The organism is Mycolicibacterium austroafricanum, from assembly GCF_902705885.1.
Classification (GTDB): domain Bacteria; phylum Actinomycetota; class Actinomycetes; order Mycobacteriales; family Mycobacteriaceae; genus Mycobacterium; species Mycobacterium vanbaalenii_A.
Genome location: NZ_CACSIP010000014.1, coordinates 1 through 12132, shown reverse-complemented (window position 1 = coordinate 12132; position 12132 = coordinate 1). Strand labels below are relative to the sequence as shown.

General features: G+C 62.8%; 11 protein-coding genes and 3 pseudogenes. 12 read left to right on the top strand and 2 right to left on the bottom strand.

Annotation, left to right across the window (positions count from 1 at the left end):
• The first annotated feature begins 7 nt into the window (after positions 1–7).
• The 8 genes from BEMPMBAN_RS11235 (at position 8) to BEMPMBAN_RS11200 (ending at position 8244) form a co-directional block, all read left to right on the top strand.
• Positions 8–946, top strand: a complete 939-nt coding sequence (locus tag BEMPMBAN_RS11235; RefSeq protein WP_159230469.1) for an ABC transporter permease — start codon at positions 8–10, stop codon at positions 944–946.
• Entirely contained in the window at positions 943–1827 is an 885-nt protein-coding gene (locus BEMPMBAN_RS11230) for an ABC transporter permease (protein WP_159230468.1), read from the top strand. Before BEMPMBAN_RS11235 ends, BEMPMBAN_RS11230 begins: the two co-directional genes overlap by 4 nt.
• Before the next feature lie 5 nt (positions 1828–1832).
• A complete protein-coding gene (locus BEMPMBAN_RS11225) occupies positions 1833–2852 on the top strand; it encodes an ABC transporter ATP-binding protein (RefSeq protein ID WP_159230467.1) in 1020 nt (339 codons plus the stop codon).
• On the top strand, positions 2845–3666 hold the full coding sequence (locus BEMPMBAN_RS11220; protein ID WP_159230466.1) for an ATP-binding cassette domain-containing protein: 822 nt from the start codon (positions 2845–2847) through the stop codon (positions 3664–3666). The genes BEMPMBAN_RS11225 and BEMPMBAN_RS11220 overlap by 8 nt, the downstream gene beginning before the upstream one ends.
• 225 nt (positions 3667–3891) lie before the next feature.
• Complete coding sequence (locus tag BEMPMBAN_RS11215) at positions 3892–5055, top strand: aminotransferase class III-fold pyridoxal phosphate-dependent enzyme (protein ID WP_234897410.1); 1164 nt, start codon at positions 3892–3894, stop codon at positions 5053–5055.
• A 35-nt stretch (positions 5056–5090) separates the two neighbouring features.
• A complete protein-coding gene (locus BEMPMBAN_RS11210) occupies positions 5091–6014 on the top strand; it encodes a TIGR03621 family F420-dependent LLM class oxidoreductase (protein WP_159230464.1) in 924 nt (307 codons plus the stop codon).
• Between the two features lie 38 nt (positions 6015–6052).
• Positions 6053–7789 carry a dihydroxyacetone kinase family protein gene (locus BEMPMBAN_RS11205; RefSeq protein ID WP_159230463.1) on the top strand — a complete coding sequence of 579 codons (1737 nt, stop codon included), beginning with the start codon at positions 6053–6055 and terminating at the stop codon, positions 7787–7789.
• Entirely contained in the window at positions 7789–8244 is a 456-nt protein-coding gene (locus tag BEMPMBAN_RS11200; protein ID WP_159230462.1) for a ribose-5-phosphate isomerase, read from the top strand. Before BEMPMBAN_RS11205 ends, BEMPMBAN_RS11200 begins: the two co-directional genes overlap by 1 nt.
• Positions 8245–8430: 186 nt before the next feature.
• On the opposite strand, the pseudogene BEMPMBAN_RS11195 reads toward BEMPMBAN_RS11200, so the two are convergent.
• Positions 8431–8930 (bottom strand): annotated as a pseudogene (locus tag BEMPMBAN_RS11195) (DDE-type integrase/transposase/recombinase); the annotation flags it as partial.
• 2 nt (positions 8931–8932) lie between these two features.
• Between BEMPMBAN_RS11195 and BEMPMBAN_RS32565 the strand changes: the two are divergent.
• The 4 genes and pseudogenes from BEMPMBAN_RS32565 to BEMPMBAN_RS11180 all read left to right on the top strand — a co-directional run.
• A pseudogene (locus tag BEMPMBAN_RS32565) lies at positions 8933–9576 on the top strand (LAGLIDADG family homing endonuclease); the annotation flags it as partial.
• 24 nt (positions 9577–9600) lie between these two features.
• A complete protein-coding gene (locus tag BEMPMBAN_RS32560) occupies positions 9601–9984 on the top strand; it encodes an amino acid ABC transporter permease (protein ID WP_234897417.1) in 384 nt (127 codons plus the stop codon).
• Positions 9985–9995: 11 nt separating this feature from the next.
• Positions 9996–10805, top strand: a pseudogene (locus tag BEMPMBAN_RS11185) (amino acid ABC transporter ATP-binding protein).
• A gap of 246 nt (positions 10806–11051) precedes the next feature.
• The gene (locus tag BEMPMBAN_RS11180; protein WP_159230459.1) at positions 11052–11414 is read left to right on the top strand and encodes a DUF732 domain-containing protein; all 363 of its coding nucleotides are present in this window, start codon (positions 11052–11054) and stop codon (positions 11412–11414) included.
• A 24-nt stretch (positions 11415–11438) separates the two neighbouring features.
• Here the strand turns inward: BEMPMBAN_RS11180 and BEMPMBAN_RS11175 are convergent.
• The coding region (locus tag BEMPMBAN_RS11175) for a 3-hydroxyacyl-CoA dehydrogenase family protein (RefSeq protein WP_234897409.1) at positions 11439–12132 on the bottom strand (694 nt) is incomplete at its 5' end.

Here is a 12132-nt window from a genome sequence, read left to right as displayed (position 1 = left end):
CCTGACAATGGCCCGCTACATCATGCAGCGGCTGGCACTGGGTGTGGTGGTGCTCTGGGGATTGGCCTCTCTGGTGTTCTTCATCCTGCACCTGGTGCCTGGCGATCCCGTTCGCCAGGCACTGGGCGGGCGGGCATCAGAAGAGACAGTCGCGAAGGTGCGCGCCGACCTCGGCCTTGATCGCCCGCTGCTTGCTCAATACCAGTCGTTTCTTGCCGACTTGATTCACGGGGATCTCGGCAGGTCAATCGCGCTGAATGCCTCGGTTACCGACATCCTCGGCCAGCGGCTGCCTCCGAGCCTGCTGTTACTCGGTTACGCCTTACTGATTGCGGTGCTGATCGGCGTCCCGCTCGGAATCTGGTCCGCGCTGCGCCCGAACGGAGCGGCAGATCACGGTATCCGGTTGATCACGACCTTCATCTACGGAATGCCGGCTTTCTGGCTCGGACTCATGCTGGCGCTGTTCTTCGGGCTCAAACTCGGCTGGTTTCCCGTGTCGGGATATGAGGACGGCGCCGCTGGAGCGCTCCGCAGCTTGACACTTCCGGCACTGACCATGGGATGCGCGCTGATCGTCATCATCACAAGAACCCTGCGCTCCAACTTGATTCAGGTTCTCGGTTCAGACTTCATCGAAGCAGCGCGGTCCCGCGGGTTTTCCGAACACCGGATCGTGTTCGGCCACGCGATGCGCAATGCCGTCATCCCGACCATCACGGTTCTGGCGACGTTGCTTGCCTACCTGATCGGCGGAACGGTGGTGATCGAATCAGTGTTCAGGATTCCGGGGACAGGTTCATTACTCGTGCAGTCGATCTTCCAGAGGGACTACCAGATGGTTCAGGCAATAGCGGTCCTGGCGGGCATCGTGGTCGTGACAGCGAGTTTCGCCACCGATCTTCTTCATGCCGCCCTCGACCCACGAGTCAGGATCCAACGATGAGACTCGATCCGTCTTGGTCGAATGCCGCGGGCACACAACGTACGCAGATCAGTTCCTGGGCGCAGGTCTGGCGGAAGCAGTCGGTGTCGACCAAGGTCGGTGCCGTCATCGTGCTGGCGCTGGTGGTAGTGGCGGTGCTCGCGCCGGTGGTGGCACCGCACGACCCGAATCAGCTCAACTTCGTCTCGCCGCTGCGGCCGCCGTCGTTGCAGCACCCCATGGGCACCGATGAAAGTGGGCGAGATGTCCTGAGTAGGTGCTTGTACGCACTGCGACTCGACCTGTTCGTGGTGTTGGTGGTGACCTACGCCCCGCTTCCCGTCGGGGTGGTTCTCGGCGCGATAGCGGGCTATCACGGTGGGATGATCGACTCGGTGATCTCGCGGTTCATCGATGTCCTGTTGTCGATTCCGTTCCTTGTGCTCGTCGTGGCCGTCATTGCCGTGATCGGTCCCGGTCTGACCGGATTCTTCGTCGCGGTGCCGGTCATCTCCTGGGCCCTGTATGCGCGTATTGCGCGTTCCGCCATGCTCGGCATCCGGGAGATGCCGTTCATGCAGGCCGGACTTGCCCTGGGATTCAGCAATACCCGAGTGATCTTCCGTCATGGGATTCCGAACATCATCCGTACCAGTTTGGTGTACTCGACTGTGGACCTGATGGCCAATCTGTTGCTGTTGGCCGGCCTGTCCTACATCGGTCTGGGTGTGCGCCCTCCTCAGCCTGAACTCGGTGCGATCATCGCCGATGGTCAACCATTTCTTCTCGATGCGTGGTGGGTGGCGACGATGCCGGGCCTTGTCCTGGTGACGATCGGGATCGGCGTGGCGCTACTCGGTGAAGGACTCAACGATGGCGAACTGACGGGGGCCAGACAATGACTCTGTTGAGCGTCGAGGACCTCTCGGTGCAATTCGGCCATCGATCAGAGCCTGTCACCGTGGTCAATCGGATCACTTTCCGCATCGAGCCGGGAGAGGTTCTCGGATTGGTGGGCGAGTCCGGGTCCGGCAAGAGCGTTACCAGTCGTGCGGTTCTTCGCATGATCAAACAACCGGGTCGAATCAGCAGCGGGAGTGTCTCTTTCGATGGTCGTGATGTTCTCGGTATGTCCAATGGCAATCTGCGGCGCTTCCGTGCGACCGAGGTCGGCATGGTGTTCCAGGATCCGTTCAGCGCCCTCAATCCGGTGGTGCGGGTCGGTTCCCAACTGATCGAGACACTGAGACTGAACGTCGGTCTCGGCAGGAAGCCGGCGCGCGAGCGGGCAGTCGAGCTCCTCGAGAGTGTCGGTATCCCCGACCCGGAGCGGAACTTCGCCGCCTATCCACACCAACTCAGTGGAGGTATGCGCCAAAGAGTGATGATCGCGCTGGCCACGGCGGCCAACCCGCGGTTGCTGCTGGCGGATGAACCGACTACGGCCCTGGACGTCACTACACAACAACAGATCCTGAAGCTGCTGGCGACCATGCAGCGCGACCTGGGTATGGCGATGTTGCTTGTGTCGCATGACTTCGGCGTGATCTCACAGATGTGTGACCGCGTGCTCGTCATGTACGGAGGCACCATCGTCGAATCCGGCAGTGTGCACGATATCTACAATGATCCGCGGCATCCCTACACCAAGGCATTGCTGGCGACAGTCCCGAAACTGGAGGTGCCCGAAGGCGACGATCGCCACCGGTGGGCGCTGCCCGGACAGCCTCCTGATCCACGGTCGCGGCCGACAGGCTGCGTCTTCGCGCCACGGTGCGAATTCGTCATGGACGATTGCCTGGACACCGCAGTGGAGTTACGGCCAGTAGATGTCAGAAGATACTCGGCCTGTCTGTTTGATTCGCCGGGGCGCGACAAGCAAACCCATTTGGGGCCGGTGGCGATCGGCGGTGGTCTGGTTGACTGACAACGTGCTCGTGGTCGAGAACCTGTCCAAGCGATTCTCGGCACCTCGCGGTGTTCGAAGGAAATCGGTGACAGCCGCGGTTCGTGCGGCTGTCGACGACGTCTCCTTCTCGTTGCGACGCGGTGAGATCATGGGACTGGCAGGCGGATCCGGTAGTGGGAAGACTACGCTTGCCCGTTGTCTCATCAGGCTTGTCGAGCCCGACGACGGGCGCGTCCTGTTGGGTGACATCGACGTCCTGGTCGCCAAAGGCGCAGCACTGCGCAGGATCCGACGCCAGATGCAGATGGTGTTCCAGGACCCCTATGCCTCTCTCAATCCTCGGATGACAGTAGGCAAGGCGCTCGCCGAAGTGGGCCATGTCCACGGCATCAACGGTGCCGAGAACCCCAGAGAGTTTGTCGCTGCGCTGTTGGACCAGGTTCAGCTGTCACCGTCCACGGCCGGGCGGATGCCGCGGGACCTGTCCGGCGGGCAGCGACAGCGGGTGGCGATTGCACGCGCGTTGGCTGCGCGGCCGAAGGTCTTGATCGCGGACGAGGCTGTGAGCGCACTGGACGTGTCCGTCCAAACTCAGTTGCTCAACCTGTTCCTCGATCTTCGTGACGAGCTCGGTCTGTCGATTCTCTTCGTCAGCCATCAGCTCGCGGTGCTGGCACAGGTCTCGGACCGCATCGCGATCATGCATCACGGCAGGATCGTGGAACACGGCCCGGCCGCCGAGGTGTTCCATAGACCGACAGACGATTACACCAAAGAACTCCTCGCCGCTCACCCGGATGTCGACCCCGCCAAACGGATACGCGACCTGTAAAGCACTCAGTGCCAATGCTGTTGGAGAAACCGCGTTGACAAGTTAGGGCATGTGTCCTAGATTTGATTCAGTTCGTACATCGAAGGAGCAACCATGGACCATGCTGGAGCGCCGGTCGGCGCGCCTTCTCGACCTCAGACGCGCAACCCGGTGCGGGCCGCGGATCTGCCGAACACCGTCGACCTGGCCTGGCGGGAGAGGGCCGGCCGAGTGCTCCCGGGCGGCATGTACGGCCACATCAAAGCGCCCAACTACCCCGAGGGGTTTCCGCAGTTCTACTCGCGCAGCAGTGGGTCGCGGGTGTGGGATGTCGATGGCAACGAAGCGATAGACCTGATGTGCTCGTGGGGTCCGATGATCCTCGGCTATAACAATCCGATCATCGACGACGCCTACCGTTCCGAGCTGGCCAATCGTGGCCTGGCCTACGGCCCCTCTCCGAAAAGCGTTGAGCTGGCTGAGAAGTTTGTCGATCTGGTGGAACACGCTGACTGGGCGATGTTTGGCAAGAACGGCGGGGATGCCACCACGGTGGCCACCACCATCGCCCGCGCAGCCACCGGGCGCAGCAAGGTACTCAAGGCGCGTCGTTCCTACCACGGTTCGACGCCGTGGTACACGCCGGGCCCTGCCGGCATCACCGCTGAGGACCGCGCGAACATCATCGAGTTCACCTACAACGACCTGGTGAGCCTCGAAGAGGCTGTCGCTCTCGCCGGTGAGGATCTCGCGGCGATCATCATCACGCCGCACCGTCACGAAACTGAAAATGACCAGATTGCCGTGGATCTCGCGTTCGCGCGCACAATCCGCAAGATCTGTGACGAGAAGAGTGCGGTGCTGATCCTCGACGATGTGCGATCAGGCTTCCGGGTGTCGGTCAAGGGTAGCTGGGAGCCACTAGGTATCAGCCCCGATCTCAGCTGCTACTCGAAGTGCATTGCCAACGGATACCCGCTCTCTGCGGTCGCCGGCATCGAATCGTTGGCCGACGCCGCCTCATCGATCTATGCGACCGGTTCTTTCTGGTACGGATCGGCCGAGATGGCAGCCAGTATCGCGTGTCTCGATGCCATGGTGGAGATGGATGCAACCAGCGTGATGAAGGCCCGCGGTGAGCAGCTGATGAACGGCCTGCGAGAGCAGGCCGCAAGCCACGGCTTCTCCGTGGTCGTCAGCGGCCCGCCGGCAATGCCGTTCATGCGCTTCACCGATGGCAAACCGCTGGATTATGCGTACATTTGGAGCGCAGAAGCTCTGCGTCGTGGTGCGCTGTTCCATCCGTTCCACAACTGGTTCCTGTCTACGGCTCATACCTCCGACGACATTGACCGCGCTCTCGACGCGTCGGACGGCGCTTTCGGCTATCTGTCGCTTCGCGTCGGCTGAGCCCCTGCCGAAATCTCGCCTCGAAAGGACTCTTCATGGCTACTCCAAGAATCAGATTCGGTGTCGAGATGATGGGTCCGTTCGAGGGGATGAACTGGCCGGAGTCCGCCCGTTACCTGGAAGATGTCGGGTACTCGACGATGTTTGCGCCGGACCATTTCGACGAAGGTTATGGGCCGATCACCGCGATGGCTACGGCCGCCGCTGCGACCACCACTCTCAATGTCGCTACTGCGGTGTTATGCACAGACTTTCGACACCCTGCGGTTCTCGCGCGCGAGCTCGCCTCGATCGACATGCTGAGCGGGGGGCGGCTCGAGGTCGGTCTGGGTGCCGGCTACCAAGTCAATGATTACCGCACATCCGGTATCGCCATGAACGAACCCGGTACTCGGGTGGATCGTCTGATGGAATACGTCACCGTCCTGAAAGGGGCATTCTCCGCGAACTCATTCAGCTTCGACGGTCAGCATTATCACATCAGCGAACTGGACGGAACTCCGAAGCCGAAGACAGCGGGAGGCCCGCCGATCTTCATTGCCGGTGGCGGAAAGCGGATGTTGACCTATGCCGCGGCTCACGCCGACATCATTGGTGTCAATCCCACACTGGCATCGAGTCTGCGCCGGAACCCGGCCGATGGTCTGCCAGAGGGAATTGACCGAAAGTTCGAATGGATCCGCAGCGCGGCTGGAGAACGAATGCCTCAGATAGAGTTCCATGCCTGGCTCCGGCACGCCGGTGTGGTCGCCGACCCTCGAGCGGACGCGGCACATTTAGAGCCGGTCTTCGGAGCCGACGTGGAAAACATCCTGAACTCGCCGATCGTCCTTTTGGGATCGGTCGATGAGATCGTCGACCGACTACATGAGCGCCGCGAGCGTTGGGGCTACTCCTACTACACCCTGCAGCAGCCCGCTGCCCGTGAGTTCGAGGCGGTACTCTCCCGGCTTGCCTGATAGCTCAAGCGTTTTCATCGTTCAGGAGTTGATTGGCCATGACAAAGCTGTTCAATGATCCGGCGCAGTTCACCGAAGACATGCTTGTGGGGTTTCTTGATGCCCATGCCCATTACGTAGCCGGAGTGCCCGGCGGCGTGGTGCGGGCGACCAGGACGGCGTCGGGCAAGGTGGCGGTGGTGATTGGAGGCGGGTCGGGGCACTACCCGGCTTTCTGCGGCATGGTAGGCCCGGGCTTCGCTGATGGTGCAGTGGTAGGCAATATATTCACCTCGCCCTCAGCGCAGGAAGCGGCGTCGGTGGCCCGCGCGGCGCACGGTGACGCCGGTGTCCTGCTGACCACGGGCAACTACGCCGGTGACGTGATGAACTTCGGCCTGGCCGTTGCGCAGCTCGAGAGTGAGGGCATCGAAGCGGTGTACTTCGCGGTCACCGACGATGTGGCCTCTGCCCCGAAGGGGGAGGAAGCCAAGCGGCGCGGGATCGCCGGGGATTTCACCGTGTTCAAGTGCGCTTCGGCTGCGGCAGAGGACGGTTTGGACCTCGCCGGTGTGGTGCGGGTGGCGCAGGCCGCCAACGACGCCAGCCGCACCCTGGGGGTGGCGTTCGACGGCTGCACCCTGCCGGGTGCCGACCATTCGCTGTTCACCGTCCCCGAGGGGCACATGGGTCTAGGGCTAGGCATCCACGGTGAGCCGGGAGTGGCAGACCATCCGATGCCGTCGGCGGCGGAACTGGCCGCAACCCTGGTCCGGGGTGTGCTCGAGGACCTCCCCGAGAACGCGTCGCGGCGCATCGCGGTGATCCTCAACGGGCTGGGCCGCACCAAGTACGAGGAACTGTTCGTGGTGTGGGGCACCGCCGCACAACTACTGCGCGAAAAAGACTTCGAGATCATCGAACCCGAGGTAGGCGAGCTCGTCACCAGTCTCGACATGGCGGGATGCTCGCTGACGGTGATGTGGCTCGACGACGAACTCGAGAAGTACTGGACCGCCTCTGCCGACACCCCGGCCTATCGCAAAGGCGCCGCCGTGTCCGAGCAGGCGGGGGAGAAGCGCACAGACGCCGCCGCTGACGCGGCGGTGCAGACACCGGTGCTCGCGGAGCTCTCCGACGGCGACGGCCGGCGCTGTGGTCAGTTCGTCGCTCGGGCCGTCGACGCCATCGCCGACATGCTGGCCGACGCTGAAGACGAACTGGGCCGCATCGATGCCGTCGCCGGCGACGGCGACCACGGGCGCGGCATGGTCAAGGGCTCGTCGGCTGCGCGGATAGCAGCGGACAAGGCTGCCACCGATGGAGGCGGCCCCGCGTCGGTGCTCGCCGCGGCCGGCAGGGAGTGGGCGGCCAGAGCCGGCGGTACGTCCGGAGTTCTCTGGGGTGCAATGCTTTCAGCATTGGGCGCTCGGCTGGGGGACACCGGGACTCCATCGGCGGCGACGGTGGCTGCTGGTTTGCGTGACGGCTACGACGCCTTGATCAGCCTCGGTGGTGCGGCCCCTGGTGACAAGACGATGCTCGACGCCCTGCTGCCGTTCATCGAAGAGATGGAGCGCCGGGCTGGCGAAGGGGAGTCGTGGCGGGACGCGTGGCCGAGCGCCGCGCAGGCCGCCACTGACGCTGCCACGGCCACGGCGGAGTTGCGGCCCAAGATCGGTCGCGCACGGCCGTTGGCCGAACGCAGCATCGGCACCCCGGATGCCGGAGCCACGTCGCTGGCGATGTGCGCCAACACCATTGCTGGGACCCTGAACTCAGGAGGGGACAAGTAATGCCGTCCAATCTGCGGATCGTGGTGGGGTCCGACAACGCCGGGTTCGAGTACAAGGAGGCCCTCAAGGGCGACTTGAACGCCGATGCCCGGGTGGTCGAGGTCACCGACGTCGGCGTCGGCACCGGCGAGGACACCGCATATCCGCACATTGCGGTAACTGCGGCCGGCCTGGTCGCCGACGGCAAAGCCGATCGCGCGCTGCTGATCTGCGGCACCGGCCTGGGTGTGGCGATTGCCGCCAACAAGGTGTCCGGTATCCGTGCCGTCACCGCCCACGACGGGTTCTCCGTCGAACGCTCGGTGCTGTCAAACAATGCGCAGGTGCTGTGCATGGGGCAGCGGGTCATCGGTCTCGAGCTCGCTCGCCGCTTGGCCAAGGAGTGGTTGGACTACGAATTCGACCCCACCAGCAAATCCGCCGCCAAAGTCGACGTCATCTGTAGTTACGAATGAACGACGTGATGAGCACGACCGGGACTAGTAGCCACTCCTACAGTCGCGGGTCTGTTGCACAAAATAGGTGAAATCTCGACCTGCCCTACCTGTTGGGTTTCAGTCCTGATGGCTAGCTGACGGCGGTCGGGTTGTCGTTGGTGAGGGATAGTTCGTCTTCGATCAGGTGCGGTATTTCAGCGCCTAGTGGCGGCGTTGCCCGTCGTGGGAGATTTCGATGTAGTCGACGATCGCGTTGGCGGGCTCGACGCGGGTTTTCCACTTCTCGCGGTCAAGTAGTTCGGTCTGCATGAAGGACCGGAAGCTCTCCATCATCGCGCTGTCCAGGCCTTCAGCAAATGATCCGAACGACGGCAGCAGTCCCGATGACCTGACCTTTTCGCCGAAAACCCATGATGTGAAATGCGTTCCGTGGTCAGCCTGGACGATGCCGCCAGCAGGCGGCCGGCGGTTACGAATGGCTCTATCCAACGCGTTGACGACCAAGGTGGCGTCGACCTTCGAATCTATTGACCAGCCGACGATCCTGCGGCTGAACGCATCCAGGACCGCGCAGCAGTACATCCACCCTTCACGGGTACGATGTATCGTTGATACATTTGGCCACAACGTATTTGGCGCACGACAGTGGAAGTTTGGTTGACCAGAACGTCCGCAGTAGCGACCCCGCGCAGGCGGTTCACCCGACAGGCAACTGACGGTGGCGTCGAGCCACAGAGTTCGCAAGCTCGACGGGTGGACCTCCGTGACCAAGTTGTGCAAGGGGAGCCGAATCGCTGCGCTGCGACGTCTCGTTGAGCCGACTCAGATTGAAGCGATGTATGACTAAGGGGTCGTCATGCTGGCACACATGATCGGCGACGGATCCCGCATCAAGCGCCAACCAGTCCGCTACGCATCCATCGACGAGGCGAACCTCTCTGCAGTGACCATCGCCGCGGCACATTTTGGGGTGACACCCATCCGTGATGGGTACGCCGCGGCACGCGTAACTACGATGCGACTCCCCGCGCCGTACCGACTGACCCACGGCAGGCGCAACCCCATCGCCGAATGGCTAGACGGTCTGGGCTTGTACGGATTTGCGCAGTTACGAAAAGTACGTACCAGCAGAGGTATTCGCAGTACTGAACGAGCAGGTGGCCTTGTTCCTGCGGCATCTCTGGGCGACCGATGGATCTGTTCGCTGGGATGCAAAGACCGCTCAGGGGCGGATCTACTACCTCGACAAGCCGCCGATTGATCGACGACGTGATGCTGCTGCTGCGGGTCGGTGTTTCAAGCAGGATTACGCAGATTCGCAAAGCAGGCGATCGAGACTGTTGGCACCTCAATACCAGCGCCTACCTGAGCGAGGTGTTCCGCGGCGCGATCATCAGCGTCGAGAAGGGACAGTGGGAGGCCGGCGCAGCACTGGCGATGGACTGGTTCACTCAGATGCGGGTTGTCATCCTGCCCCAGGCGACGAGGGTCGCACTCCCGCCGACGGGAAACTACGCCGTCTCGTTGTTCAAAGACAGCGCACTGGCCTCCACGGTGTCGGTTGCGGAGATGCTCTTCACCGCGCAGATCATCGGATCCGAAACGTTTCGATATATGGAGGTGTATGCGGTCATTGGAGTTCTGTACCTCATGGTGAGCTACCCAACGAGCCTGTTCCTGCGATGGCTGGAACACCGGCTCGACCTGACTAGACCGCGCACGCAGAGTAAAGCGTCCGCAAGCGCTATCGCTACGTAGGGACACACACCATGACATCTATGACACCTGCGCACGCGGACGAGCCGCAGTCGACGCCGTTGATCGTCGTTGAGAACATCCGGCGTTCGTTCAGCGGAGTCCCTGTCTTGTGCGGCGTCGATCTCACTGTCGGTGAGGGAGAGGTCGTCGCGGTCATCGGCCCGAGCGGATCAGGGAAAACGACACTCATCCGGACCATCAATGCGCTGGAAACCATCGATCACGGGCGAATCACGTTCGACGGCAAAGTCATTCAGGACATCACCGACGGCCGACATCGCCTCGATCCCAAAACGGCGCGGCTCGCGCGCGGCTCGAACTGGGAATGGTCTTTCAGCGGTTCAATCTCTTTCCGCACCTGACCGCCCGGCAGAACGTGATGGCTGCGCCGATGGGGGTGCGCAAGATCGGCAAACGGGAGGCGGACGCGCAGGCCGTTCGGCTGCTGACTCGGATGGGGCTCGCTGAGCGGATGGACAACCGTCCGCACGAGCTGTCCGGCGGACAGCAGCAGCGTGTTGCGATCGCCAGGGCTCTCGCGATGGAGCCCAAGGCGATGCTCTTCGACGAGGCGACCTCGGCGCTGGACCCGGAGTTGGTGTGAGGTGCTCAAGGTGATGCGCGATCTCGCCGAGTCGGGGATGACGATGATCATCGTCACCCACGAGATGCGCTTCGCGGCCCGAGTCGCGGACCGGGTCATCGTGATGGAACAGGGCCGGATCCTCGAACAGGGCTCGCCCGAGGTCATTTTCAACGCTCCGCAGCACGCCAGAACAGCGGAGTTCCTACGCGCGGTGATTCATCCGGATGACGACTGAGCGAACGCAGGTGACTCGGCCGCGGGATCTGGCGTGGGATTCGCCAAGGTGACTTCAAAGGGAGACAAGGAGGCGGCCGTCATCTCACCGCGTGACCTGTGTCGCGCGCCTTCGCGACTGCGGGGATCGTTCCGCAAGGCCCCCCAGGTCGAGGCTGCCCGCCCCGATGGCTCCGCAGATGAACTGGAGCCGCCTGAGATACCGGAATTCTGATGTCGGGCGGGCCCGTCGCCTATAGTTAAACAAATGACCCATTCGGCAGCTGCTGTCACCCTGTGTACAGGCGTCATCGCCGCCGCGGCGCAGATGCTGGCTCCGTCCGCTGGTGCCGCTCCCGCCCCAGAGGTGGAGTACACCTACAACGTTGTGGTCCGGCGCCACTTCGACTTCCCCAACAACGACGCCCTTGGGTTCGGCCACGGAATCTGCGACGACGTTGCGAACGGCAAGCGCTACGCCGACATCCTTGCAGATGTGAAGAACGAGGTCCGACCCAACAACGAGCAGTCGGCTAACTATGTTGTGTCCTACGCGGTTGGACTCCTGTGCCCCAACATGATCTGGCAGCTGCGGAATTCTGCTGGGGGGTATGTCGCACCGCCGGCGTAGGACACTTTGTCGGTGCGGTGCGGGCTACTTGGTCAGCGACTCCGGTGGGGTGAAGCGGTCGCCGTATTTGGCTGCCAGTTCTTTGGCGCGGGCGACGAAGGCGTCCTTGCCGGTGCCGAGGGCACCCTGGTAGCCGATGATGAACTGGGCCGAACCACCGGTGTAGGGCGGGAACCCGATGCCCATGATGGAGCCGATGTTCGCATCAGCGGTCGAGGTGAGCACGCCCTCGTCGAGGCACTTCTGGGTCTCGAGCGCCTCGGCGAACAGCATGCGGTCGATCATGTCCTGCAGCGGGATCGAGGAAGATCCCGAGTTGAAGGTCTCGGCGAGGCCGTCCCACAGTCCGGCGCGCTTGCCGTCGACGTATTCGTAGAAGCCGGCGCCCTTGAGGCGCGACGGCCGGCCGATCTCGATCATCGTGTTGACGACGGCCTCGGCCGGGTGCGGAGTGTAGGCATCCCCTGCGTCTTCCACCGCCTTGCGGGTAGCGGTAGCAATCTTGGCCATCAGTTCGAGGTTGAGCTCATCGGAGAGCTGCAGCGGCGGCGCCGGATAACCGGCCTGCGAACCAGCCTGCTCGATGCTGGCCGGGGCGACGCCCTCACCGAGCATCGCCAACGCCTCGTTGACGAACGTGCCGATGACCCGGCTGGTGAAGAAACCGCGGCTGTCGTTGACCACGATCGGTGTCTTGCCGATGGCCAGCGTGTAGTCG

Coding starts and splice junctions, on each gene's coding strand:
- BEMPMBAN_RS11235 (WP_159230469.1), top strand. CDS start 8: ATGGCCCGCTACATCATGCAGCGGCTGGCACTGGGTGTGGTGGTGCTC.
- BEMPMBAN_RS11230 (WP_159230468.1), top strand. CDS start 943: ATGAGACTCGATCCGTCTTGGTCGAATGCCGCGGGCACACAACGTACG.
- BEMPMBAN_RS11215 (WP_234897410.1), top strand. CDS start 3,892: ATGTACGGCCACATCAAAGCGCCCAACTACCCCGAGGGGTTTCCGCAG.
- BEMPMBAN_RS11210 (WP_159230464.1), top strand. CDS start 5,091: ATGGCTACTCCAAGAATCAGATTCGGTGTCGAGATGATGGGTCCGTTC.
- BEMPMBAN_RS11205 (WP_159230463.1), top strand. CDS start 6,053: ATGACAAAGCTGTTCAATGATCCGGCGCAGTTCACCGAAGACATGCTT.
- BEMPMBAN_RS11200 (WP_159230462.1), top strand. CDS start 7,789: ATGCCGTCCAATCTGCGGATCGTGGTGGGGTCCGACAACGCCGGGTTC.
- BEMPMBAN_RS11180 (WP_159230459.1), top strand. CDS start 11,052: ATGACCCATTCGGCAGCTGCTGTCACCCTGTGTACAGGCGTCATCGCC.